At 54.7% G+C, this 22,850-nt stretch carries 18 protein-coding genes and 1 pseudogene; 10 read left to right on the forward strand and 9 right to left on the reverse strand.

The window, feature by feature from the left end:
- The first annotated feature begins 151 nt into the window (after positions 1-151).
- The 3 genes from C4N22_RS08405 to C4N22_RS08415 all read left to right on the forward strand — a co-directional run bounded on the left by C4N22_RS08405 (position 152) and on the right by C4N22_RS08415 (position 4,023).
- The gene (locus C4N22_RS08405; protein WP_022257436.1) at positions 152-1,057 is read left to right on the forward strand and encodes a PLP-dependent cysteine synthase family protein; all 906 of its coding nucleotides are present in this window, start codon (positions 152-154) and stop codon (positions 1,055-1,057) included.
- 30 nt (positions 1,058-1,087) lie between these two features.
- Positions 1,088-2,425, forward strand: a complete 1,338-nt coding sequence (locus tag C4N22_RS08410; RefSeq protein WP_112148632.1) for an MATE family efflux transporter — start codon at positions 1,088-1,090, stop codon at positions 2,423-2,425.
- A gap of 227 nt (positions 2,426-2,652) precedes the next feature.
- The gene (locus tag C4N22_RS08415; RefSeq protein WP_112148633.1) at positions 2,653-4,023 is read left to right on the forward strand and encodes an NCS2 family permease; all 1,371 of its coding nucleotides are present in this window, start codon (positions 2,653-2,655) and stop codon (positions 4,021-4,023) included.
- Positions 4,024-4,094: 71 nt separating this feature from the next.
- Here the strand turns inward: C4N22_RS08415 and C4N22_RS08420 are convergent, their stop codons facing one another.
- From C4N22_RS08420 to C4N22_RS08445, 6 genes are all read right to left on the reverse strand, one after another.
- On the reverse strand, positions 4,095-4,322 hold the full coding sequence (locus C4N22_RS08420) for a hypothetical protein (protein ID WP_112148634.1): 228 nt from the start codon (positions 4,320-4,322) through the stop codon (positions 4,095-4,097).
- Positions 4,323-4,350: 28 nt separating this feature from the next.
- On the reverse strand, positions 4,351-5,538 hold the full coding sequence (gene gltS / locus C4N22_RS08425; RefSeq protein ID WP_112148748.1) for a sodium/glutamate symporter: 1,188 nt from the start codon (positions 5,536-5,538) through the stop codon (positions 4,351-4,353).
- A gap of 113 nt (positions 5,539-5,651) precedes the next feature.
- Entirely contained in the window at positions 5,652-5,966 is a 315-nt protein-coding gene (locus tag C4N22_RS08430; RefSeq protein ID WP_112148635.1) for a hypothetical protein, read from the reverse strand.
- A 108-nt stretch (positions 5,967-6,074) separates the two neighbouring features.
- Positions 6,075-7,073 carry an ABC transporter permease subunit gene (locus tag C4N22_RS08435; protein WP_022257442.1) on the reverse strand — a complete coding sequence of 333 codons (999 nt, stop codon included), beginning with the start codon at positions 7,071-7,073 and terminating at the stop codon, positions 6,075-6,077.
- Between the two features lie 18 nt (positions 7,074-7,091).
- Positions 7,092-8,633 carry a sugar ABC transporter ATP-binding protein gene (locus tag C4N22_RS08440; protein ID WP_112116079.1) on the reverse strand — a complete coding sequence of 514 codons (1,542 nt, stop codon included), beginning with the start codon at positions 8,631-8,633 and terminating at the stop codon, positions 7,092-7,094.
- A gap of 171 nt (positions 8,634-8,804) precedes the next feature.
- On the reverse strand, positions 8,805-9,854 hold the full coding sequence (locus C4N22_RS08445) for a substrate-binding domain-containing protein (protein WP_242980987.1): 1,050 nt from the start codon (positions 9,852-9,854) through the stop codon (positions 8,805-8,807).
- A gap of 603 nt (positions 9,855-10,457) precedes the next feature.
- On the opposite strand from C4N22_RS08445, the gene C4N22_RS12900 reads away from it, so the two are divergent.
- The 3 genes from C4N22_RS12900 to C4N22_RS08460 all read left to right on the forward strand — a co-directional run bounded on the left by C4N22_RS12900 (position 10,458) and on the right by C4N22_RS08460 (position 14,280).
- Positions 10,458-10,598, forward strand: a complete 141-nt coding sequence (locus C4N22_RS12900; protein WP_181567191.1) for a hypothetical protein — start codon at positions 10,458-10,460, stop codon at positions 10,596-10,598.
- A gap of 625 nt (positions 10,599-11,223) precedes the next feature.
- Positions 11,224-13,515: a leucine-rich repeat protein gene (locus tag C4N22_RS08455; protein WP_181567192.1), complete on the forward strand. Its 2,292-nt coding sequence runs from the start codon at positions 11,224-11,226 to the stop codon at positions 13,513-13,515.
- 240 nt (positions 13,516-13,755) lie between these two features.
- Positions 13,756-14,280: a nitroreductase family protein gene (locus tag C4N22_RS08460; RefSeq protein ID WP_022257696.1), complete on the forward strand. Its 525-nt coding sequence runs from the start codon at positions 13,756-13,758 to the stop codon at positions 14,278-14,280.
- Positions 14,281-14,428: 148 nt separating this feature from the next.
- Here the strand turns inward: C4N22_RS08460 and C4N22_RS08465 are convergent, their stop codons facing one another.
- Positions 14,429-14,932, reverse strand: a complete 504-nt coding sequence (locus C4N22_RS08465; protein ID WP_112148639.1) for a CarD family transcriptional regulator — start codon at positions 14,930-14,932, stop codon at positions 14,429-14,431.
- Positions 14,933-15,329: 397 nt separating this feature from the next.
- Here C4N22_RS08465 and C4N22_RS08470 point away from each other — a divergent pair, with 397 nt between their 5' ends.
- Both C4N22_RS08470 and C4N22_RS08475 read left to right on the forward strand, forming a co-directional pair.
- Positions 15,330-16,730, forward strand: coding sequence for an MATE family efflux transporter (locus tag C4N22_RS08470; protein ID WP_112148640.1), 1,401 nt, complete (start codon positions 15,330-15,332; stop codon positions 16,728-16,730).
- A complete protein-coding gene (locus C4N22_RS08475; RefSeq protein ID WP_112148641.1) occupies positions 16,730-17,308 on the forward strand; it encodes an AAA family ATPase in 579 nt (192 codons plus the stop codon). The genes C4N22_RS08470 and C4N22_RS08475 overlap by 1 nt, the downstream gene beginning before the upstream one ends.
- A gap of 107 nt (positions 17,309-17,415) precedes the next feature.
- Here C4N22_RS08475 and C4N22_RS08480 read toward each other — a convergent pair whose 3' ends face one another.
- Entirely contained in the window at positions 17,416-17,667 is a 252-nt protein-coding gene (locus C4N22_RS08480) for a DUF6061 family protein (protein WP_112148642.1), read from the reverse strand.
- Positions 17,668-17,820: 153 nt separating this feature from the next.
- Positions 17,821-18,639 (reverse strand): annotated as a pseudogene (locus C4N22_RS08485) (recombinase family protein); the annotation flags it as partial.
- A gap of 281 nt (positions 18,640-18,920) precedes the next feature.
- On the opposite strand from C4N22_RS08485, the gene C4N22_RS08490 reads away from it, so the two are divergent.
- The gene (locus C4N22_RS08490; protein WP_112148643.1) at positions 18,921-21,659 is read left to right on the forward strand and encodes a type I restriction-modification enzyme R subunit C-terminal domain-containing protein; all 2,739 of its coding nucleotides are present in this window, start codon (positions 18,921-18,923) and stop codon (positions 21,657-21,659) included.
- On the forward strand, positions 21,660-22,850 hold the full coding sequence (locus tag C4N22_RS08495) for a restriction endonuclease subunit S (RefSeq protein WP_112148644.1): 1,191 nt from the start codon (positions 21,660-21,662) through the stop codon (positions 22,848-22,850).

Below are 22,850 nucleotides of genomic sequence, written 5' to 3' on the forward strand. Positions count from 1 at the left end.
AAATTGTATGTGAACCTCTCAGTCTCGCTTACGCTCGCCAGCTCCCCTATCAGGGGAGCCCTTGGCAGACCGGGCCACTCTGAGCAGAACGCATAGCATGATTTGTCGAAACGCAGCGGGCCCTGCTGTTTACCGGAAAGGAGCTGTCATCATGCCCATCTACCAGAATCTCTACCAGACCCTGCTGCCCTGCCCCATTGTGGAACTGCGGGGCTATCTGGCCGCCTGCGGGCTGCGGGGGCGGCTGTATGCCTATCTGGACTACAACGGCCCCACCGGTACGGCACGGGACAACCTGGCCGAGGGGATGCTGGCTCTGGCGGACGAGCGCGGGGCCCTCAAGCCCGGCCAGCCTGTCATCGAGGCTTCTTCCGGAGCCTTTGCGCTGGCACTGACGCTGGCCGGGCAGACGGCGGGCCACCCTGTGGTGCTGACCATGCCGGAGGACGCCCCGGCCCTGCGGCAGGAGCAGCTGCTGCGGCTGGGAGCCAAAATCCTCCATGTCCCGGCCCGGGGCGGGCTTTCTGCCGCCCGGGCGCTGGCCAGGCAGACCGCCGCCGAAAAAGGCTGGTACGATATGAACTGGCTGGCCAACGACGACAATCCGACGTTCCACCGCCGGGTGACAGGCCCTGCCATCGTCAAATCCATTGCGCGGGAGGGTGCCAGCATCGTGGACACCGTCACCATCGGGGTGGGCAGTGCAGGCACCATCACGGGCGTGGGCGAGACCATCAAGGCCTGGACCAACGATGTGCGGATCGTGGCCGTGGAGCCTTATGAATCCCAGGCCCTCAGCGGCGGGCTGACGGGCAATCACGGCATCCCGGAGATCGGCTTTGGGCTGGTGCCCGAGAACTACAATGCCTACGTGGTGGACAATGTGGCCGCCGTGACCACGGCCGATGCCGCCCGGGCGGCCCAGCGGGTCCTCCGCACCGACGCCATCCCGGCTTCCATCAGTGCAGGGGCCGCCCTGCACGCCGCCGCCCAGCTCCTCGCCAACGGCACCAGCCGCTCGGCGCTGGCAGTGTTCAGCGGACGGCAGAGTTTATGATATGAGAAAGGAAAAAGAGGAAAACACCCCATGACAAAAGACATGACGACCGGCGCGATCACCCCGCTGCTGGTCAAATTCACCATTCCCCTCGTGCTGGGCAATTTGTTCCAGCTGACATACAACGCCGCCGACAGCATCATCGTGGGCAAATTTGTGGGCGAGGAAGCCCTGGCCGCCGTCGGCACCTCCAACCCGCTGATGACGCTGGCCATCCTCTTCATCAACGGCATGTGCCTGGGTGCGGGCATTCTGGTCAGCACCGCGTTTGGCGCGGGCGACCACAAGCTGGTGGAGCGGCAGGTCTCCACGGCCGCCATTGCGGGCACGGCGTTCTCCGTGGCATTCTCCCTGCTCTGCGTCCTGCTGGCCACACCCCTGCTCCGGCTATTGCAGGTGCCGGCAGACATCCTGCCCATGGCCGTGCGGTATCTCCGCATTGTATTTTCCGGCCTGATCTTTACATTCTTTTATAATTTCCTGGCCGCCGTCATGCGGGCACTGGGCGACAGCAAGAGCGCCCTGTATTTCCTGATGGTCAGCTCGGTGCTGAACATCGGCGGTGACCTGTTCTTTGTCAAAGTACTGTCCTGGGGCTCGGAGGGCTGCGCCCTCTCCACGGTGCTGAGCGAGGCAATGTGCTGCCTGCTCTGCGCTATTTACATCAAATACAAAGTGCCCATCCTCTGCCTGGGGCGGCGGTGGCTGGTGTTTGACGGCAAGCTGCTCAAGAAGATCGTCAGCTACGGCTGGGCCAGCGCCATGCAGCAGGCCACTGTGCAGATGGGCAAGATCGCGGTGCAGGGCATCGTGAACACCATGGGCGTCAACACCATGGCCGCCTTTGCCGCCGCCAGCCGCATTGACGACTTCGCCTACACCCCGCAGCAGAACATTGCCCACGCCATGACCACCCTCATGGCCCAGAACCGGGGTGCCGGCAAAAAGGACCGGGTGAAAGAGGGGTTCCGCTGCGGCATCCGCATTGAGCTGGTGTATGCGGCCGGGCTCACGGTGGTCTGCTTCTTCGGGGCCGAGGGCATCATGCGGATGTTTGCCGAGGAGCCGGAGGTCATTGAGCTGGGCGCGCGTTTCCTGCGGCTCATCTCTCTGATGTACTTCCTGCCCGCGCTGACCAACGGCATCCAGGGCTTCTTCCGGGGCATCGGCGATCTGAAGATCACCCTGCGCAGCAGTATGCTGAGCATGGCAGCCCGTGTGCCCTCCGCCGCGCTGCTGGTGCTGTATTTCCACATGGAGATCGAGGCCCTGCCCTGGAGCTACGCCTTTGGCTGGTTCCTCATGCTGGCCTACGAAGTGCCGCCCATGCTCCGCTTTTTGCGCAGCGGCACGATGGAAAACGAATAAAATCGCAAGGGCTTCTTCTCTGCCAGGCCGAGAAGAAGCCCTTGCTTTGTTATTTTGTGCACTTTCTTCAAAATAAGTCGTACTCTTTTGTGGGTTTCCGCAAAATTGTGTATTTTTCGTTAACAATGTCCATAGACAACCTGTTTGCGCCCGTGCTACAATAGGCTTTGTTCTTTTCCCATTGCCGCGCGGGCAATGGGGAACAAAAAACACAGGAGGAATTTTTCATGCTTGAAAACATCTTTCACCTGAAAGAGAACCACACCGATGTAAAGACCGAGCTCATGGCAGGTGTCACCACCTTTATGACGATGGCCTACATCCTTGCGGTCAACCCCAGCATCCTGTCCGCTTCCGGCATGGACGCCAACGCCGTCCTGATCGCCACCTCGCTGGCATCGTTCGTCGGTACGGCCCTGATGGCTCTGCTGGCCAACTACCCGTTCGCGCTGGCCCCCGGCATGGGCCTGAACGCCTACTTCTCCTACACCGTTGTCCTGACCATGGGCTACAGCTGGCAGCTGGCCCTGATGGCCGTCTTTGTGGAGGGCATCATCTTCATCGTTCTGAGCCTGACCAACGTGCGTGAGGCCATCTTCAACGCCATCCCCATGACGTTGAAGAGCGCTGTCAGCGTCGGCATCGGCCTGTTCGTGGCATTCGTCGGCCTGCAGAACGCCAAGCTCATCGTCAACAGCGATTCCACCCTCGTCACCTACCAGCACTTCAAGGGTGAGACGTTCCACAGCGTGGGCGTGGGCGCTATCCTGGCCCTCATCGGCATCGTCATCACGGCCATCCTGCTGGTGAAAAAGGTCAAGGGCGGCATCCTGTACGGCATTATCATCACCTGGGTGCTGGGCATCCTCTGCGAGCTGACGGGCATCTACATCCCCAACCCGGATGCAGGCATGTACTCCGTCATCCCCACCTCATTCATCAGCTTTGACTTCTCCGCCCTGGGCAAGACCTTTGGCCAGGTGTTCAAGGTCGATTTCAAGGGCGTGGGCATCCTGAACTTCTTCGCCGTCATGTTCTCGTTCCTCTTCGTGGACCTGTTCGATACCCTGGGCACCCTGATCGGCGTGGCCTCCAAGGCCGACATGCTGGATGAGGACGGCAAACTGCCCCACATCAAGGGCGCGCTGCTGGCCGACTCCATCGCCACCTGCGCCGGTGCCGTGCTGGGTACTTCCACCACCACCACCTTCGTGGAGAGCGCTTCCGGCGTCACCGAGGGCGGCCGTACCGGCCTGACCAGCATGACCACCGGCGTGCTGTTCCTGCTGGCTGTGGTGTTCAGCCCCCTGTTCCTCACCATTCCCTCTTTCGCTACCGCTCCGGCTCTGGTCATCGTCGGCTTCTATATGATGGGTTCTGCCCTCAAGATCGACTTCTCTGACCCCAGCGAGGGCATCCCCGCGTTCCTGACCATCCTGGCCATGCCCACCGCTTACAGCATCTCTGAGGGCATTGCCATCGGCGTCATCTCCTGGACCCTGCTCAACGTCATCACCGGCAAGGCCAGCGAGAAGAAGATCAGCCCCCTGATGTATGTGCTGACCGTTCTGTTCATCCTGAAATACGTCCTGCTGTAAGCTGTTTCCCACAAGCTTTCCAGCAGCATGAAAAATGCCATCGTCCTGCGACGATGGCATTTTTGTTTTGCTTATTTTTTGTGGGGAAGATGGATCTCCGGGATGGCCACGTTATCGTAGTGGATCACCTCTCCCTGCTCCTCATGCTCCGGCGAGTGCTTGACCTTGCCGGTGTGGAACTCCGGCACCGCCACCGTCTCGTTCCGGTCATAAAGATACAGGTGATGCTCCTCCGGCTCATGCTGCTTCCAGTGCTTTTCCAGCCAGCGGACACAGCGGCGACGCAGCTCGTGTTTCATTGCGTGGAACGCCTCCTCTCGGCATTGCTCAGATCAGGTTGATGAACAGGGTGATGGCCAGGCTGTTCAAAAAATCCGCAAACAGACTGCCCACCAGCGGGATGATAAGGTACGCCTTGATGGAGGGGGCGTACTTCTCGCAGACCACCTGCATGTTGGCCATGGCGTTGGGGGTGGCCCCCATACCGAAACCGCAGGTGCCGGACACCAGTACCGCGGCGTCGTAATCGCGGCCCATGACGTTGAAGACTACCAGCACCACATACAGCAGGATGAACACCGTCTGCCCGGCCAGCAGCACCACCAGCGGGCCCGCCAGGTCGGCCAGCTGCCAGAGCTTGAGGGTGATCATGGCCATGCCCAGGAAGAGCGAAAGGCTGATACCGCCGATGTCGTTGATCTCGCCCATATACACCACATAGGCTCCGCTGTACTCGCCGATATTGCGGATGCAGGCCGCCGCGATCATGGCCCCGATGTAGACAGGGAACGTCATGCCCGTGAGGGAAAGCAGCTTGGAAACGATGGTGCCGATGCCCATGGCAATGATGATCTGGAACATGGCCGAGGGGTACATACTGGCGTGGCGCTCATGCTTGATCTCATCCTCCACCAGCAGGCTGTCGTCCTCAGGCACCACGGTCTTGAGCAGGTCATGCTTTTCGATGAGGGTCTTGCCCACCGGGCCGCCCATCATGCTGCCCGCGATCAGGCCGTAGGTGGCCGCCGCGGTGCAGAGCGTGGTCGCTCCCCGCACCCCAAAGCCCTCCAGCATGGGGCCAAACGCGCCTGCGGTGCCGTGACCGCCTACCATCGGGATAGAGCCCGTGCACAGGCCCACCAGCGGCGAGATGCCCAGCACTTTGGAAAGCCCGATGGCTACAAAGTTCTGCCCCACGATGAGGCCGATGACCAGCACCAGAAACACGATCATCTCCGTGCCGCCGCTCCGCAGCACCTTGAGGTTGGCCTGAAAGCCCACCGACGTGAAGAAGAAGACCATGCAGACTTCTTTTAGAATATCATCAAAGGCGAACTCTGCAATGCCCGTTCCATAGCATACGCAGGTAAAAATGGCGAACAGCACGCCGCCGATGACCGGAGCCGGGATGCAGAACCGCTCCAGCAGCCGCACCCTGCCCCGCAGGAAACGGCCCAGTGCCAGTACCACCACCGCGGCGGCGAGGGTCTGGTACATATCCAATGTAATTTGCAGCATAATGGTTTGATACTTTTCCTTTTCCTCTGATTGCAGCGCCCGGAAGCCGTCAACGCCCCTTTTGCGCATTGTCTATGATACGCGTTCATCGCATAAAACGCAATCAGGATTCAGCCGCCGAAGAGGCCAAAAAAGCTGGTGTGGGTAAAGCCCAGCACCAGAAACAGGAGGATGAGGGCAAACAGCACCCCGATGATCCGGTCCATCTGGTGGACGGTCAGGGGGAACTTATCGTAGAGCTCTTCTTTCGGGTTGACGAAGTCAGGGTCGTTGTTGTCCAGCAGTTTCTTTTTTCTGGTTTCACCCTGGGCTTTGGCGGCCTCAAAGGCGGCCTGCTCTTTTTCCAGCTGGGCTTCCCGCTGGGCCAGCAGGGCCTCCCGCCGGGCCAGCTCTTCCTCGCGGGTGGGGGTGGTCTTTTCTTCCATAGGTCTGTTCTCCGTTCTGTTTTTTCTTATTATAGCATAGGGTTTTGAACAAAAAAAGTGGGCCGCCCACTTTACCAGCAGGCGGCCCGATAGGCGCTCTCTTTGGGGTTACTTCTTTGCCAGATACTTGCGGATATCAATGGCGACAGCCACGATGATGACAAGGCCCTGGACGATGTAGGTGTAAGAAGAGTTGACGTTCATGAACTGCAGAGCAACTTTCATCAGCTCGAAGACCAGCACGCCGACCAGGATGCCGGGGACAGTACCGACACCGCCGGTGGTGGAAACGCCGCCGATGGTGGAAGCCGCGATGGCGTCCAGCTCATAGCCCATTGCAGTGTTGACGGACGCGCCGCCGGACTTTGCAGCCAGCAGGCAGCCTGCCAGGCCGAACATGCAGGAGGCCAGGATGTAGATGCGGATCTTGGTGGCGTAAACGTTGACACCGGCCACCTCAGCAGCAGCCTCGTTGCCGCCGATGGCGTACATGTACTTGCCATGACGGGTCTTGTTGTACAGGAACCAGAAGCAGGCAGCCACGATCAGGGCGATCCAGATCAGGACAGGGACGCCGACGATGGTGTTGGAGGCCAGAGAGGTGAAGTCCTTGTTCAGGGAGCCGATGGGGGTACCGCCGGTGTAGACCAGGCAGATACCGTAGACGACCTGCTGCATACCCAGGGTTGCGATAAAGGGCTGGACTTTCAGGTAGCTGACGACCAGGCCGTTGGCCAGACCCACAATGGCGCAGATGGCGATGACCAAAATGAAGACCACCGGGGTGGGCAGGGTGGGCAGATTGGGGTAGAACTTACCGGCCGCGCCCTCGGTCTGCGCAAAGATGCAGGCCAGGCAGGCAGCAAAACCAGCCAGACGGCCTGCGGACAGGTCGTTGCCGGTGGTGATCAGGCAGCCGGAGATGCCCAGCGCGATGATGTAGCGGATGGACACGTTCTTGAACAGGTTGATCAGGTTTGCAACTGCAAAGAAGTTGGGGTGGATGATGCCGACGATGAGGGACACCGCGAGCATCAGGACGATAATGGCGTTTTCACTCAGCCATTTCTTAGCGGACTTGCCGCTTACTTTCTTGGTAGCTTCCACAATAGACAGCCTCCTTGTTTACTGATTGGCCGCTGCCGCTTCCGGTGCGGTCTCGAACTGGGTGGCCAGAGCCATGATGTTTTCCTGCGTTGCATCCTTGCCGTCGATAAAGCCGGTGATGCGTCCATCGCACATGACCATGACACGGTTGGACATGCCGATGATCTCGCTCATTTCGGAGGAGATCATGATGATGCTCTTGCCCTGCTTTGCCAGGTCTGCAATGATGCAGTAAATTTCATATTTCGCGCCAACGTCGATGCCGCGGGTGGGCTCGTCCAGGATGAGCACGTCCGGGTTGTTGGCCAGCCAGCGGGCGATCAGCACTTTCTGCTGGTTGCCGCCGGAAAGGCTCTTGATGGCGGTCTTGGGGCTGGGCACCTTAATGGCCATCTTTTCTTTGTTGGTAGCCACCAGGTCAAGGATCTTCTTGTCGTCCAGCATGATGGGGCCCTTGCGCAGAGCGTCCAGCGATGCAATGGAGATATTATCGGCCACGCTCAGCACGCCCATGATGCCCGTTGCACGGCGGTCTTCCGTCAGCAGAGCCACGCTCTTCCGGATGGCGTCGCGGGGCTGCCGGATGTTGACCTCTTCGCCCTTGATCCACACCCTGCCGGAGGTGTGGGCACGCAGGCCGAAGATGCCCTCCATCAGCTCGGTACGCTGGGCACCCACCAGACCTGCCACGCCCAGGATCTCGCCTTTCTTCAGCTCAAAGCTGCAGTGGCGGAACGAGCGCGGATGGATGGAAGTGAAATCTTCCACTTTCATCATGACCTCGTCAGAGGGGTGGTTCTCCAGCGGGGGATACAGGTTGGACAGCTCACGGCCAACCATCTTGGCGATGATCTGCTCCTTGGTCATGCTGGCCACGTCCCATTTGCCGATGTAATGGCCATCGCGCATGATGGTGACTTCGTCGGCGATGACCTTGATCTCGTCCATCTTGTGGCTGATGTAGACCAGCGCCACGCCCTGCTCTTTCAGCTCCCGCATGATGCGGAACAGCGATTCGACTTCGTTGGCCGTCAGCGAGGAGGTGGGCTCGTCCAGGATCAGCACCTTACAGTTGGCGGAGACTGCCTTTGCAATTTCCACCATCTGCATCTGTGCAATGCTCAGCGAGCCCAGCTTTGCGTGGGAGTTGATGTCCAGCTTCAGCTTTTTCAGCAGGGCATCGGTGTCCTTATACATTTTGGCATGGTCCACAATGGTGATGGGGCCTGCCTTTTTGGTGGGGTAGCGGCCCAGCCAGATATTCTCGGCCACGGTACGGGCCGGAATGGGCTGCAGCTCCTGGTGCACCATCGCGATGCCGCGGTTCAGTGCTTCCAGAGGGTTGGGGATGTTGGCTTTTTCCCCTTCGTATTCGATCTCGCCCTCGTCCATCTTGTAAATGCCGAACATGCATTTCATCAAAGTGGACTTACCGGCACCGTTCTCGCCCATCAGGGCCATCACTTTACCGGGGCGAAGCTCCAACTGCGCGTGGTCCAGCGCTTTGACGCCGGGGAAGGTCTTGACCACGCCTTTCATTACCAGACGGTATTCTGACATTCCGCAGAGCCTCCTTGTGTATGGAATGATGGTGCTTTCTGGCAAACCCTGTTCAAAACAAGGCGCGCGCGTGGAGAAGTTTTTCTCGCACGCACGCGCTTTTTAGCTTTCAATCAAGCAATCAGGTTCACTGCGCACCTTGCAACTGTGGGGGATTTCCCAGCTGTTCGATTAGAGGTACTGAGCAGCGTTCTCAGTGGTAACCTTGACGTAGTCAACCCAGTAGTACTCATCCACGTCGCTGCCATCCACGAACAGCTTGGTGGCATTTGCAGCTGCGGTAGCCTGGCCGACGTCGTCGTTCAGGACGGTACCAGTCATCTTGCCGTCAACAACGTTCTGGACAGCCTCTTTCAGAGCGTCAACGCCGACCAGATAGATGTCGGTGCCAACGGTGCGGCCAGCCTGCTCAATGGACTGCAGAGCGCCCAGAGCCATTGCGTCGTTGTTGCAGAAGACGACTTCGATCTTATCGCCGTACTGTGCCAGAGCGTTTGCCACGTCCTGCTGTGCGGTGGTCTGATCCCAGTTATCCAGGTACTCGTACAGGCACTCCACTTCCTTGCCTGCATCGGTCAGAGCCTTGATGGAGTACTCGGTACGATACTGAGCGTCGATGTTCTCGGGGTCGCCCTTGCACATGATGTAGGTGATCTTGCCGTCGCCGTTGATATCGCCCTGGGTCTCGGTCTCCAGGATCAGCTCGCCCTGGTAAGTACCGGACTGGCGAGCGTCTGCACCAACGTAGCAGCACTTGCCAGCGTAGGAGTCCAGAACAGCCTTGTCGGGCTCACGGTTGATGAAGACGATGGGGGTGCCGGACGGAGAGATGGTATCCACGATGGTCTGAGCGGAAGTGGTCTGGACGGGGTTGATGACCAGCACGTCCACGCCCTGCTGCAGGAAGGTGTTGATCTGCTCGGTCTGGGTGTTCTGGTCGTTCTTGCCATCCACGATGGTCACGGCGTAGCCCATGTCTTTCAGGTACTCTTCCAGATCGGTGCGGTACAGGGTCATGAAGTTATCAGCAAACTGATAGATGCAGACGCCGATGTTGGCAGAACCGGAAGCAGCAGCCTCAGAGGAAGCAGCAGCGGTAGAAGAAGCTGCCACGGAAGAAGCAGCGGTAGAGCTGGAGGAGCCGCCGCAGGCGGTCAGGACGCCAGCAGCGCCAACAACAGCAGAAGCCTTGATAAAGTCACGACGCGAAATCATTTTCATAATTTTGTTCTCCTTCATTCGCATATCACAGCATTGCAGGTTTTTTGCATGATTTTATGCATTTCCCGCGTTCTGTTTGTATTATAACCGTCTGAGGAACCGTTCGCAATAGAACAATTCACCAAGATTCTGAGCTATATTTTGTCAATGTTTCACAGTAGCTATTGTTGCATCCAAGAATCTTTTTGTAAAGCAGCACAATTTTTCATGAAAGTGCAACTTGTGTCCAAATTTTCTGCAATGGTGCGGAATTTCTATCAAAATTGTTACAAGCCCGCCGCGCGTTTTTTCGAGCCCGTGCAACAATTTTCCTGTTCTCCCGGTTTTTCATTTCATTCCCGGTTTGTATTCAGAGGCTCTGTTGTATCTTTGAGGAGTTTTGGCCTCTTTGGGTCACTTTTGCACTCATTTCTCCGGGATCTGATCAGGGAACACTGGCTAACTTTGTAAAATTCTGACACCTTTTTATTGTAATCACGCTTTTAACGTGATATCCTTATCTATCCTATTGTGAAAAGTCCGTATGGAAGCAGCGCTCCTTACCCCCCCCCCCCAAGAGAATTTGACCTGTCTTTGATCTGAGCCGGAAAGAAGTTTTGCGTCATGACGCTTGAGCAGGATTCCGATTCCATGGCCCCGCGCGGCGGCACGCTGAACGGTGCCGACAAGCTGTTCCCCGCCGTGGAAGCCGCGTACCGGCGCACCGTGGACGCACTGCGGGCTTATCCGGCACAGCAGAGGTAGCTTTATATCAAGGCGCTGCTTTTGTACAACCTCTCCGTCAATGCTGACGCACTGCCACCTCCCCTAGTAGGGGAGGCTTTGGCAGACCGGAAAGTTTTTGCAAATCGTCATACGCTTATAGCAAACGAACTCTCTTTGCCAAGGGCTCCCCTGCTAGGAAAGACTCCCCCGGCCGGGGGAGGTGGCACGCAAGTGCCGAAAGGGGAACGGCTGTCGAGCGAATGCGAGACTGAGAGGTTGTACGAAGAGCAACTCCACCTAGAACTCACAGCGATGCGAACTCTGTTTGTCAGAGTCCGTGTATCGCTGTGTTTTTCTTTTTCCTCTGTCGGGCTCGCCCTCTCAGGCGCTGACGCGCCAGCTGTTCCCCTTTTTGGCTTTGCCATTTTCCCCCGACCGGGGGAAATCTTTCCCAAAGGGGGAGCCCTTGGCAAAGAGGGGAAGCTGTTTTTGTATCCTCTGTACAGTTTTGCCCTTGCAATTTGTTAAAATGCGACAAATATTATGACAACGTGGTTTTTTTCATTGCAAACCGACACATTTTACAGTAAAATCAAGGTAAGATTGGATGCGGTTCCATTTTTCCTGCACACGGAACCCGCACACGGAAAGAGAGGTTTACACCATGCGAACCCCACGACTACGGCTTTTGAGCGCCCTCCTTGCGGTGGCCCTGTTCTTCACCCTGCTGCCCGTCTCCGCGCTGGCGGAGGGGAGCACTCACACAGGCACCAATCATACTTCTTCCCGCTCTTTGGATGAAAATAGCAAAGACGACCAGGGCCTGACGTACACACTCAATGCGGATCACACCGCCACGGTTGCCAACTACGACAACCACACCCCGGATGGCGTCATCGATATTCCGGACACCGTTACAAAAGATAATATCGATTATACAGTCACAGCCATTGGAAACAATGCGTTCGAGTCACTCAATGTTTCCAGTGTATTCATCCCGGCCACAGTAACCAGCATTGGCCCCTTCGCTTTCCGCTTTTGCAAATTTCTTGCAACGGTCACCTTTGCAGAGGATTCCCAATTGAAGAGCATTGGGCTCGGCGCTTTCTATGGCACAGAACAGGCGTATCCAAGATTCAAAGAGATCAAAATACCAGATTCTGTAGAGACAATCGGTAATGCGGCCTTTCGTTACTGCCAAAACCTAGAGAGAATTGCCCTTCCAAGCGCTCTTCAAACGCTCTCCAATGTTACTTTTTATGGTTGCACCGCACTTTCTGAGGTCACCTTTCCAGCATCTTTGGAGACCATTCAAGTGGGCGCTTTTGGCTACTGCCGAAACCTCTCCGAAGTCGAACTTCCGGCCTCTTTGAAAACCATTCAATCTTATGTTTTCGGCGGTTGCAGTGACCTGAAAACAGTTTCCTATGACGGCTCGCTGGAGCAATGGAACCATATTACCGCGAACAATGACGTTTTAGGATACTCTTGTCCCAGCCTTGTCACGGACGATTATACGGCACAGTTTATTCTCGTCGAGAATGATCTTCCTGACCATTTCCCAAAAACAGTTACCATTACAAAGTACACTGGCACGGAAAGCACCGTCATCCTCCCCAGCACAATCAGCAGTTGGCCTGTCACAAAAATCGGGGAAGCTGCATTTCAAGATAACACCACCATCACCAGTGTGACCATCCCGGCCAGCGTCACGGAAATCGGCAAGCTCACCGCTCCCACTGTAGAGGGTTATACATTCGATGGCTGGTATGCCGACGCTGCCCACACCACAGAGTTTGACTTCAGCACTCCCATCACGGGCGATACCACGATTTACGCCAAGTGGACAGCCAACGATTACTACGTAAGCTTTTTCACCGAGCACGGCGACCCACCCACCAGCCAGAATGTTAAGTATAACGGAACCGCCACCGACCCCGGAAAGCTGTCGGAAGAGGGTTATACATTCGGTGGCTGGTATGCCGACGAGAACCGTACCATAGAGTTTGACTTTACCCAGCCCATCAAGAGCAACACCCCGGTTTACGCCAAGTGGACAGCCAAGGATTACGAAGTAAGCTTTGTCACCGAGCACAGCGACGCACCCACCAGCCAGAATGTTCCGTATAACGGAACCGCCACTTACCCCGGAGAGCTGACGGCAGATGGTTATACATTCATCGGCTGGTATACGGATGACACTTACGACACAAAGTTTGACTTTACCAAGCCCATCACGGGCGATACCAAAGTTTACGCCAAGTGGGAAAAGAACGCGCCTGTCCTTCCGGATACCTATGCGCTGAACGTCTCCGGCGCGTTCGTGTATGTGGACGGGGTGGACGTCACTGCCCCCGCAGGCGATACCACTCTCCAGCTGGAAAAGGACGCCTCCGTCCGGCTGGTGGCCGACCCCGACCGGATGCCCTCCGGCATGGTGTTTGACCGCTGGACCATCCTGAACGGCGCGCTGAACGCCGATGACGCGGAGAAATTTGAAACCGGCCGGACACTGGAAGAGTTCGCCTTTACCATGCCCGCCGAGCCTCTGAGCATCGAGGCCACCCCCCGGATGCAGGAGGAAGAGGGTTCCGATACCGTCTCGGTCATCGCAGGCGTCACACTGGGCACTGCCGCCACCGCTCTGGTAGCCTGGCAGGCCTACGACCTGGGCATGAGCCTCTATCAGGAGCACTGGCTCCCGGCGGATTTCGTCATGCCCAAGACCCGCGCCGAGCTTGCCCTCCTGCTGTGGAACACGGCCGGCCGCCCCGCCCCTGCCGCACAGCCCGCCTTTACGGACATCACCGACCCCGACACCGCGCAGGCCGCCCAGTGGGCCGTGGAAACGGGCCTGATGACCCCCAAGAGCGCTGACCGGTTCAAGCCTGAAAAATCCGTCACCCGCTGGAAAGCCGTCCGCAGCTGGAAGCGTGTAACAAACCAGAACACCTGATTTTGAAAGGGCCCGCCTGTTTCATCATTCGATGAGAGGGCGGGCCCTTTTGTTCTGGATTGATCCGGATGCATTTTGGCAATGGAACATCATGGGGCTGTTGCGAAACAGCCCCTTTTTTGGATTTGGTTCGGAATGGATCCTGCCGAGTTCTTTCCGGAATTGCAAGCGAAATCGCACATGAAATTTTCAAACCGCTGTGCTATACTAAGCCCAAACCTACACAGGAGGCACTGATTGATGAACACTCTGGATGCCATTCTCACCCGGCGCAGCTGCCGGGAATTTACGGATCAGCCCATCGAAAATGAAAAGCTGCACCAGCTGCTGGAAGCCGCCATGAGCGGGCCCAGCTGCGTCAACGCACAGGATTGGTCTTTCGTGGTGGTGACCGACCCGGAAAAGCTGGCACAGATGGCAGACGCCAACGGCCGCCCGGCCGAGCCGCTGCGGAAAGCCGCCGCCGGTATCCTGGTCTGCGGCGACCTGGACCGGGCATTCCGCTTCGCAAAGGATTACTGGGTCATTGATGGTGCCATTGCCGCCCAGAATATCTGCCTTGCCGCACAGGAGCTGGGGCTTGGTGCCGTCTGGCTGGGCACCTGGCCGCAGATGGACCGGGTGGAGGCCCAGAAGAAGCTCTTCGCTCTGCCGGAGACCATCGTGCCCCACTCCATCATCGCCCTCGGCTACCCGGAAGCGGACATTACCGCCCCGCGTGCAAGCCGCTACGAGGCCGACCGGGTGCATTTCAATCAGTGGTAAACGCGCCGGACGCAAAAGAAGTCTTATCGCTGCAAATTACAGCATTGCAGCGTCCTGTTTTTATTATAAAAAACGCAAAAAACAAATGCAAAGGCGATTCTTCACAAAAAGCACCCTTGCATTTATTGGTAAAAATCACCATGCGGCTTTAGCGCAAAACCTCCAGCAGACGCCTGCCGGCTTCCTGCTGCGATTCCCCAAACGCCACCGCCAGCTCCTCCCGCAGGACACGTTCTACCATCTGGTAGAAGTAGGTATCCATGGCGTTGATCTTTCGGCCGCGGCTTTGCTGCTGGGTCTGCTTTTGCCCCAGCTCCTTGAACAGGGTCAGGTACTGGTAAAAATCATTGGTGTGCAGCAGTGCCTGATAGTGTTCTGCCAGCGCTGTCTGTACCCCCGCCGGGATAGGCAGCTTCTCCGCTTTGATGCGTGCAAGGTCGGCTTCCGCCTGCTGTGCCGGGGTCACCGGGCGCAGCGCCGCTTCCTTTTCCGTGGGGATATAGCTGCGGTCGTGGGAATCCGAAAAATAAGGCCGGAGGGTGTAATACTCTCTGGCGGACTCATCGCCAAACTGCCGCAGCCCGACCCCTTCCACCTCGTGCACTCCCAGATTTCCGTAAACCACCAGCGCCCCCGCTTGAAACCGTGACATGGTATTGCCTCTTTCCCTTGTATGAAAAGGCTGCAAAAACAGACTTTCCAGCGTACTTTTGCTCTCTATTATATTGTACCACGGCTGGGCGGTGAGCTTCAAAGGACATCTTCCACAAAGTTTGCCTCGTGCAATCTGCGCAGAATGCCTAGTACAAATCTTGTGCAAAACTGCCTTTGCAAATTCCCGGCGGACGGGCTATAATAATTTCGTACAACGAGTAGCACTCATGCGTAAAACCGGTTGCATGAGGGCTGCCCGTTTTTTTATCGCAATTTTTTGCAGAAATGACTTACAAAACTGCATATTTGCGATATGCAGTTTGCGGATGTTGTCCGGGCATTGAAAGCGCAAACTGCAATGTTTGCCCCAAAATGGAAAGGTAAAGGTGAATCCCATGGAAAGTTCCAATCAGTTTCTTGGCACGGAGCGCATCGGCAAGCTGATGCAAAAGTATGCGATCCCGTGCATTATTTCGCTGCTGGTGGGTGCGCTGTACAACATCGTGGACCAGATCTTTATTGCCAACGCCAGCTATCTGGGCTCCTACGGCAACGCCGCCAACACCGTCGTGTTCCCGCTTACGGTGGTGGCGCTGGCCATTGCGGTGATGATCGGTGACGGCTGCTGCGCCTTTGTCAGCATCAGCCTTGGCCAGAACGAAGTTCCCAAGGCAAAGCGGAGCGTCGGCAATGCAGTGGTCATGTGTCTGGTCAGCAGCATCGTGCTGGCCGTGCTCTATCTGATTTTTGCGGACAACATTCTTGCCATGTTCGGCGGAACGGTGAACGCCGAAACCTATCACCACTCGCAGGAATATTTCTTCTATATCACGCTGGGCGTGCCCTTTTATATGTTCGGGCAGGCCATGAACCCCATCATCCGCGCGGATGGCAGCCCCCGGTTTGCCATGATCTCCACCCTTGCGGGTGCGGTGCTGAACATCATTCTGGATCCCATCTTCATTTTCGGCTTCCGCTGGGGCATGATGGGCGCAGCGGTGGCTACCGTCATCGGTCAGCTGGTCACGGCAGCGCTGGCAGTGTGGTATCTGCTGCACATGAAGATCATTCGCCCTGAAAAGGGTGACTACCGGCTGAAAGGCTCCATCTGCGGCCGCACCCTGACCCTTGGCATCACCAGCTTTCTGTCCCAGATCAGCCTTGTGGCGGCAATGGCAGCCATCAACAACATGATCCGCAAATACGGCGCACTGGATGCCGTGTTCGGGCAGGAGCAGTATGCACAGATCCCCATGGCAGTTGTTGGCATCGTGATGAAGTTCTTCCAGATCGTCATCTCCATCGTGGTGGGCATGGCGGCTGGCTGCATCCCCGTGGTGGGCTTCAACATGGGCGCCAAAAAGCCCACCCGTGTGAAGGAGCTGTTCACGAAACTGCTGCTGGCAGAAGCGGCCGTGGGCGTTGTCGCGCTGGTGCTGGTGGAGGGCTTCCCGCGGCAGCTGATTGCCCTGTTTGGTGCCGCCAACGAGAGCGTTTACTACACCGATTTTGCCGTGAAGTCCTTCCGCATCTACCTGTGCATGATCGTTCTGGCCTGTGTCAACAAGGCCTGCTTCATCTTTTTGCAGGCCATGGGCAAGGCGGCAGAATCCACCGCCCTGTCCATGGTCCGTGAGGTGGTGTTCGGCGTGGGCTTTGCCCTGTTGCTGCCCCGGTTCTTCGGGCTGGACGGCGTGCTGTATTCCATGCCCATGTCGGATATCCTTACCTTCCTAATTGCAGGCTATCTGATCTGCAAAACCTACCGTGAACTGAACCAGAAAGGAGAACTCTAATGGAAAAGCGCATCATTACCATCAGCCGCGAGTTTGGCAGCGGCGGCAGAACCATCGGCAAACTGGTAGCAGAGCATCTGGGCATCCAGTGCTACGACGCCAAACTGATCCAGAAACTGGCTGCCGAAAGCGGCTTTGACGAAAACTACGTCAAGGAGGCCGGAGAGTACACCCCCGGCGGCTTCCTCGCCTCTGCTTTCACCAACCGCAGCTTCGGCCCCACCAACGAGGACCTGCTTTGGAAGCTGCAATACCGGATCATCCGGGAACTGGCAGAAAAAGAGCCCTGCGTCATTGTGGGACGCTGTGCCGATTTTATCCTGCAGGACCGCACCGACTGCCTGAAGGTCTTTGTCCACGCGGATATGAAGTTCCGGGCCGACCGCATCGTGCGGGTCTATGGGGAGCGGGAGAAATCTCCCGAAGCCCGGCTGAAGGAGAAGGACAAGCGCCGCGCCGCCTACTACCGCTTCTATACCGATATGAAGTGGGGCGATGCCGCCAACTATCATATCGCACTGGACAGCGGGGTCATCGGCATTGAAAAGAGTGCGGAGATCATTGAAAGTCTTTCATAAGCTGTAATTTCCGGCAGTCTCAGAGCCGATAGCGCAAAACGCCGCCCACCTGCGTTCCGTTACGCAGGTGAGCGGCAGTTTTTGTCAATGGCGGTTTTATGGAAAAATCAATCTTCTAATCCGTGGCTCCCAGTCACATTCCTCAAATATTCCTCCGGGTCTCCGTTCAGGATCAAATCCGCATAGCCCAGCGGGTCATTGTAGATGAGATAATCCAACTCCGACCTCTGCGCCATGGTCACATCCAATTCATCCTCGACCCCAGTGCAGTCGATAGAGATTTTTCTCCCATCCCGGAGCAGCAGTTCCACGCAGCCGGTGTCCATGTTGAACTTGCAGGTTCTTTCATCGTACTTCATGCTTGTGTTCTTTCTGCCTTACGGCACCTTTACAGTTGTGACTTTCGTTACACGTTTTTTCTGATAAGGTTTTGAACACACAGCCGTCAGGGAAGATCCATTGTTCTCGTTTCCAAAGAAAACAAAAAATCCGAACCATTTTCCTCGGATGCAACTTCCGTCGCTTTCGCCAAACATCAATGCCCCACAGTAGCCGCAGAACAGATTGGTGGTGAGCAGGTAGTCATCCTCTGCCTTTCTACGGGCAGGGGCTTTCTTGTTTTTCAACATCTTTTCCTGTACATCGTTGAAAAGCTCTGCGGGCACAATGGAGGGAATCGCATCGGGAATCAAAACATCACGATATTTCAGCTCCCCGATGTAGCGGCGATTGTTCAGCATATGCTGAATGGTGTTGAAGGTCATCAGCCCGCCACGCTGGTTCTTGACGCCCTTTTCGTTCAGCCAATCCCGAATTTCCCGCATGGTCTGACCATCGTTGTACCGCTGGAAAGTTTCTGCCACAAAGGAAGCAGTCAACGGGTCGATTTCAAAGCGGCGGTCTGCGTTGATGGTGTAGCCGAAAGGGATAGCACCGCCAGAAAATTTGCCTTTCAGGGCGTTTTCCGTCATGCCGCGAATGACCTTTTCAGACAGGTCAGCGGAATAATACTCGACATAACCTTCCAGCACTGACTCCAGAATGATGCCCTCCGGCCCCTCGGAGATGATCTCGGTGGCCGACATAAACTCGACACCGTTCTTCTTCAGCTGGGTCTTGTACCGGGCACTGTCGTAGCGGTTTCGGGCAAAACGATCCAACTTCCAGACCTGCACAATGTCAAACAGCTTCTTGTCGCTGTCTTTAATCATCTGCTGGAACTCGGGTCGATTGTCCGTCTTGGCAGAGATAGCACGGTCAATGTAGTGCTTGACGATGATGATGCCATTCTTTTCCGCATAGGCAGTGCATTCACGAATCTGGCCTTCGATAGATTCTTCGCGCTAGTTGTCGCTGGAATAGCGGACATAGATCACGGCGGTCATGGTAGGCACCTCCCATTTAGATATTGTTGAGCAACAGATACTAAGCAGCAATTATTTCGTATAATTTATACCATGAATTTTACGTATTTTCAAGTACTTTGAAAAATTCTCATGAAGTATATCGCCTTGAAATTTATAAAAAGGAAACACTTGTAATATTGTGTTGCATCTTATAAAATAGAGGTATCAACAGTTTGCTCTAAGATAGCAAAGGTAGGTGCATCGTTATGACTCCGGAAGCAAGAGCGCGGGAACAAATCGATAACAAATTGCGGCAAAGTGGCTGGACAATTCAGGATCTGAAACAACTAAATCTGACGGTTGCTTCCGGTGTTGCAGTGCGCGAGTTCCCTACCAATACCGGTCCGGTGGATTATGCACTTTTCATTGAGGGAGTGCCAGTTGGTGTTGTAGAGGCAAAGAAAGACGAAGAAGGTCAAGCGCTGACAGACGTGGAAACGCAGTCCAGCCGCTATGCAAATAGCCAGTTCAAATGGGTAAAGCGGGAGTACAAGGTTCGGTTCGCCTACGAAGCCACTGGCGAATTGGTGCGTTTTACCGATTACGCAGATCTTAAATACCGTTCGCGCGAGGTATTCTCGTTTCACCGCCCGGAGACGTTGAAACGCTGGCTTGCTGAACCGGATACTGTGCGCAACAATCTGAAGCGTATCCCGCAGCTGGATGAATCGGGCTTCCGCAAATGTCAAATCAGTGCAATTCATGGTCTGGACACTTCGTTTTCAGAAAATCGGCCGCGCTCTCTTGTGCAGATGGCAACCGGCGCAGGCAAGACCTTTACAGCCATTACTGCCGCCTATCGGCTGTTGAAATACGGCAGAATGAATCGCATCCTGTTTCTAGTAGATACCCGCAGCCTTGGTGAACAGGCCGAGCGCGAGTTCATGGCATACAAGCCCAATGACGATCCTCGCAGCTTTTCGGAACTGTATGGTGTACGCCGGTTAAAAAACTCTTATATTTCCGGGGATGTGCAGGTCTGCATCAGTACGATTCAGCGGATGTATTCCATTCTAAAAGGGGAAGAACTGGACGAACAGGCAGAAGAGATTCCCTTTGCGGAATATGTCACCGCCGAAAGCAAAGCACCAAAAGAGGTTGTCTACAATGCCAAAATTCCGCCGGAGTTCTTTGACTGCATCATTGTAGATGAATGCCATCGTTCTATTTACAATGTATGGAGTCAAGTGCTTTCCTATTTTGATGCGTTTATCATCGGCCTGACCGCTACGCCGGATAAGCGGACTATCGGCTACTTCAAAGAAAATTTTGTCAGTGAATATACGCGCGAGCAGGCCGTTCTGGACGGCGTTAACGTTGGCGAGGACATTTACCTGATTGAAACCGACGTGACGAAGAACGGTGCAACCATCCTGAAGCAGTTGATCGAGCGGCGCAACCGCCTGACGCGCGCTAAACGCTGGGAGCAGATGGACGAGGATGTGTTCTACACACAGTCCAAGTTGGATAAGGATGTCGTAAATCCAAGCCAGATCCGTGCTGTGATTCGCACCTTCAAAGAAGCGCTCCATACCACGCTGTTCCCCTACCGGAAAGAAGTCCCCAAAACGCTGATTTTTGCCAAGACGGACAGCCATGCAGACGATATTGTGCAGATTGTCCGGGAAGAATTCGGCGAAGGAAACGATTTTTGCAGAAAGATCACTTACAGCGCACAGAATCCGGAAGCTGTTCTCAGCTCGTTCCGGAATGACTACAACCCACGTATAGCCGTTACCGTGGATATGATTGCGACCGGTACGGATGTAAAGCCCATCGAGTGCCTGCTGTTCATGCGGGATGTGCGCAGCAGCAATTACTTCGAGCAGATGAAAGGCCGCGGCACCCGCACACTGAGCAAGGATGATTTACAAAAGGTAACACCTTCTGCTACGGAAAACAAAGATCATTTTGTGATCGTGGATGCAGTGGGTGTAACCAAATCCAAAAAGACCGAGACCCGCACGCTGGAACGCAAGCCAGCTGTTTCCATGAAGGAACTGATGATGAACATTGCACTCGGTGCGCGGGATGAGGATACCTTGACTTCTCTTGCAAACCGTGTGATTCGTCTCAGCCGCAGGATGGAACGCAGCGAACACAAGCAGTTCAAAGAAACAGTAGGGCAGACCGCAGAGCAGGTTGCGGAGAATCTGCTGAATGCCTTTGATGAAGATGTCATTCAGGCCAAAGCACAAGCAGAAAGCGGCGTGCTTACGCCCGCACCGGAACAGCTTGCACAGGCTCAGAAAGAACTCATCAAACAGGCCGTTGCACCTTTCCAGAAGCCGGAAGTGCGCGATTTTATTGAAAATGTCCGCCGCAGCCATGACCAGATCATCGACAGCGTTAATCTGGACAAAGTACTCTTTGCTGGTTATGATACCAATCAGGAGGAAACGGCAGATCGGGTGATTTCTACATTCAAGGATTTCATCGAGGAAAATAAAGATGAGATCATTGCCCTGCGCATCATCTACAATGAAACGTATAAAAAACGTCCGATGGTACTGAAAAAGCTGACGGAACTGTATCAAAAACTCAAAGCAAAGGGCATCACGATTGAGCGCCTGTGGGATTGTTATGCCATCAAGCAGCCTGACAAGGTAAAGAAAGGTACACTTGCCCAGCTGACCGATCTGATTTCTATTATCCGTTTTCAGATGGGCTATACGGATACCCTCTCGCCTTTTGCCGACCGGGTAAACTACAACTTCAAACAGTGGACTTTCCGCCGCAACACCGGTGCGGTTCACTTTACCGCTGAGCAGATGGAATGGCTGCGGCTGATCAAGGAGCATATCATCACATCGCTGAGCATTCTGCCGGAGGACTTGGAGTATACGCCGTTTGACAGCAAAGGCGGCTTGGGTGGGTTCTATCGGGTGTTCGGAGAAAAGTATCAGGAGATTTTGGATGAAATGAATGAGGAATTGGTAGCGTAAATGACATTAGTAGATATTATTTCAAATGGTGGCTTGCTTTGTGATGGAGATTGGATTGAAACGAAAGATCAAGATGTAAGGGGTAAAGTTCGTCTTATTCAGCTTGCAGATATTGGCGATGGAGAATTTAAAGATAAATCGTCAAAATATATCACTTTAGAAACAGCGGAAAGACTTCATTGTACTTTCTTGGAAAAGGGTGATATTTTAATCGCAAGACTTCCCGAACCGCTTGGGCGGGCTTGTATTTTTCCACTAGAAGGAGCTTACATCACAGCAGTTGATATTGCGATTCTGCGGATAAAAGATATTTCTATAAATCCACAATATATTATGTATTTGATAAATTCAAGTACATTTCGTTCACAAATTAAGCAATATGAAAGCGGAACCACCAGAAAACGTATTTCACGAAAAAATCTTGAAAAGATAGAATTTTCTTTGCCGAATTTAGAAATTCAAAATCGAATCGTTGCCCGCATTGAAGAACTTTTTTCAAAGCTCGACAAGGCTGTTGATACGCTCAAAACTACAAAAGAGCAGTTGGCGGTGTATCGGCAGGCAGTATTGAAAGATGCGTTTTCTGATTTTGAGAAAAAGGACTCTATTCGTAATTTGACTACGGTTGTTACAAGTGGCTCACGAGGATGGGCAAAGTATTACTCTGAAAACGGTGCTTTATTTGTAAGAATCGGAAATTTAACACATAGTGGCATTGATATTGATTTTAGCGATATTCAGCATATCACTCCACCGGACAACGCCGAGGGCATTCGGACAAGATTGCAGCCAAATGATGTGCTTGTTTCTATTACAGCCGATCTTGGAAGCATTGGCTTTGTCTCAAAGAAGGGTGAAGAAGCATATATAAATCAACATATTGCTTTAGTCCGATTTCAAAACTCAGCGCAGGGGAGATTCATGGCGTGGTATTTGCGAAGTGAATATGGGCAGAAAGATTTGCTAAAGAACAAACGCGGTGGTGGAAAACTTGGATTGGGTCTTGATGATATCCGAGATACCCCTGTTCCAATTGTCGATGACGTTACCGCAAAAGAAACAGTGGATAAAATTGAAGAGCAACTTTCTGTTTGCAATAGTATTGAGAAAACAGTTGACACTGCCCTTGCACAGACAGATGCAATGCGACAGAGTATTTTGAAACAGGCGTTTAAGGAAGGAAGTATTTAA

It is taken from the genome of Faecalibacterium prausnitzii (assembly GCF_003287495.1).
GTDB classification, from domain to species: Bacteria; Bacillota; Clostridia; order Oscillospirales; family Ruminococcaceae; genus Faecalibacterium; species Faecalibacterium prausnitzii_I.

Excerpts from the sequence above, each read along its gene's own strand:
- C4N22_RS08405 (WP_022257436.1), top strand. The coding sequence starts at position 152 with ATGCCCATCTACCAGAATCTCTACCAGACCCTGCTGCCCTGCCCCATT.
- C4N22_RS08410 (WP_112148632.1), top strand. The coding sequence starts at position 1,088 with ATGACAAAAGACATGACGACCGGCGCGATCACCCCGCTGCTGGTCAAA.
- C4N22_RS08415 (WP_112148633.1), top strand. The coding sequence starts at position 2,653 with ATGCTTGAAAACATCTTTCACCTGAAAGAGAACCACACCGATGTAAAG.
- C4N22_RS08420 (WP_112148634.1), bottom strand. The coding sequence starts at position 4,322 with ATGAAACACGAGCTGCGTCGCCGCTGTGTCCGCTGGCTGGAAAAGCAC.
- C4N22_RS08430 (WP_112148635.1), bottom strand. The coding sequence starts at position 5,966 with ATGGAAGAAAAGACCACCCCCACCCGCGAGGAAGAGCTGGCCCGGCGG.
- C4N22_RS08440 (WP_112116079.1), bottom strand. The coding sequence starts at position 8,633 with ATGTCAGAATACCGTCTGGTAATGAAAGGCGTGGTCAAGACCTTCCCC.
- C4N22_RS08445 (WP_242980987.1), bottom strand. The coding sequence starts at position 9,854 with ATGAAAATGATTTCGCGTCGTGACTTTATCAAGGCTTCTGCTGTTGTT.
- C4N22_RS12900 (WP_181567191.1), top strand. The coding sequence starts at position 10,458 with ATGACGCTTGAGCAGGATTCCGATTCCATGGCCCCGCGCGGCGGCACG.
- C4N22_RS08455 (WP_181567192.1), top strand. The coding sequence starts at position 11,224 with ATGCGAACCCCACGACTACGGCTTTTGAGCGCCCTCCTTGCGGTGGCC.
- C4N22_RS08460 (WP_022257696.1), top strand. The coding sequence starts at position 13,756 with ATGAACACTCTGGATGCCATTCTCACCCGGCGCAGCTGCCGGGAATTT.
- C4N22_RS08465 (WP_112148639.1), bottom strand. The coding sequence starts at position 14,932 with ATGTCACGGTTTCAAGCGGGGGCGCTGGTGGTTTACGGAAATCTGGGA.
- C4N22_RS08470 (WP_112148640.1), top strand. The coding sequence starts at position 15,330 with ATGGAAAGTTCCAATCAGTTTCTTGGCACGGAGCGCATCGGCAAGCTG.
- C4N22_RS08475 (WP_112148641.1), top strand. The coding sequence starts at position 16,730 with ATGGAAAAGCGCATCATTACCATCAGCCGCGAGTTTGGCAGCGGCGGC.
- C4N22_RS08480 (WP_112148642.1), bottom strand. The coding sequence starts at position 17,667 with ATGAAGTACGATGAAAGAACCTGCAAGTTCAACATGGACACCGGCTGC.
- C4N22_RS08490 (WP_112148643.1), top strand. The coding sequence starts at position 18,921 with ATGACTCCGGAAGCAAGAGCGCGGGAACAAATCGATAACAAATTGCGG.
- C4N22_RS08495 (WP_112148644.1), top strand. The coding sequence starts at position 21,660 with ATGACATTAGTAGATATTATTTCAAATGGTGGCTTGCTTTGTGATGGA.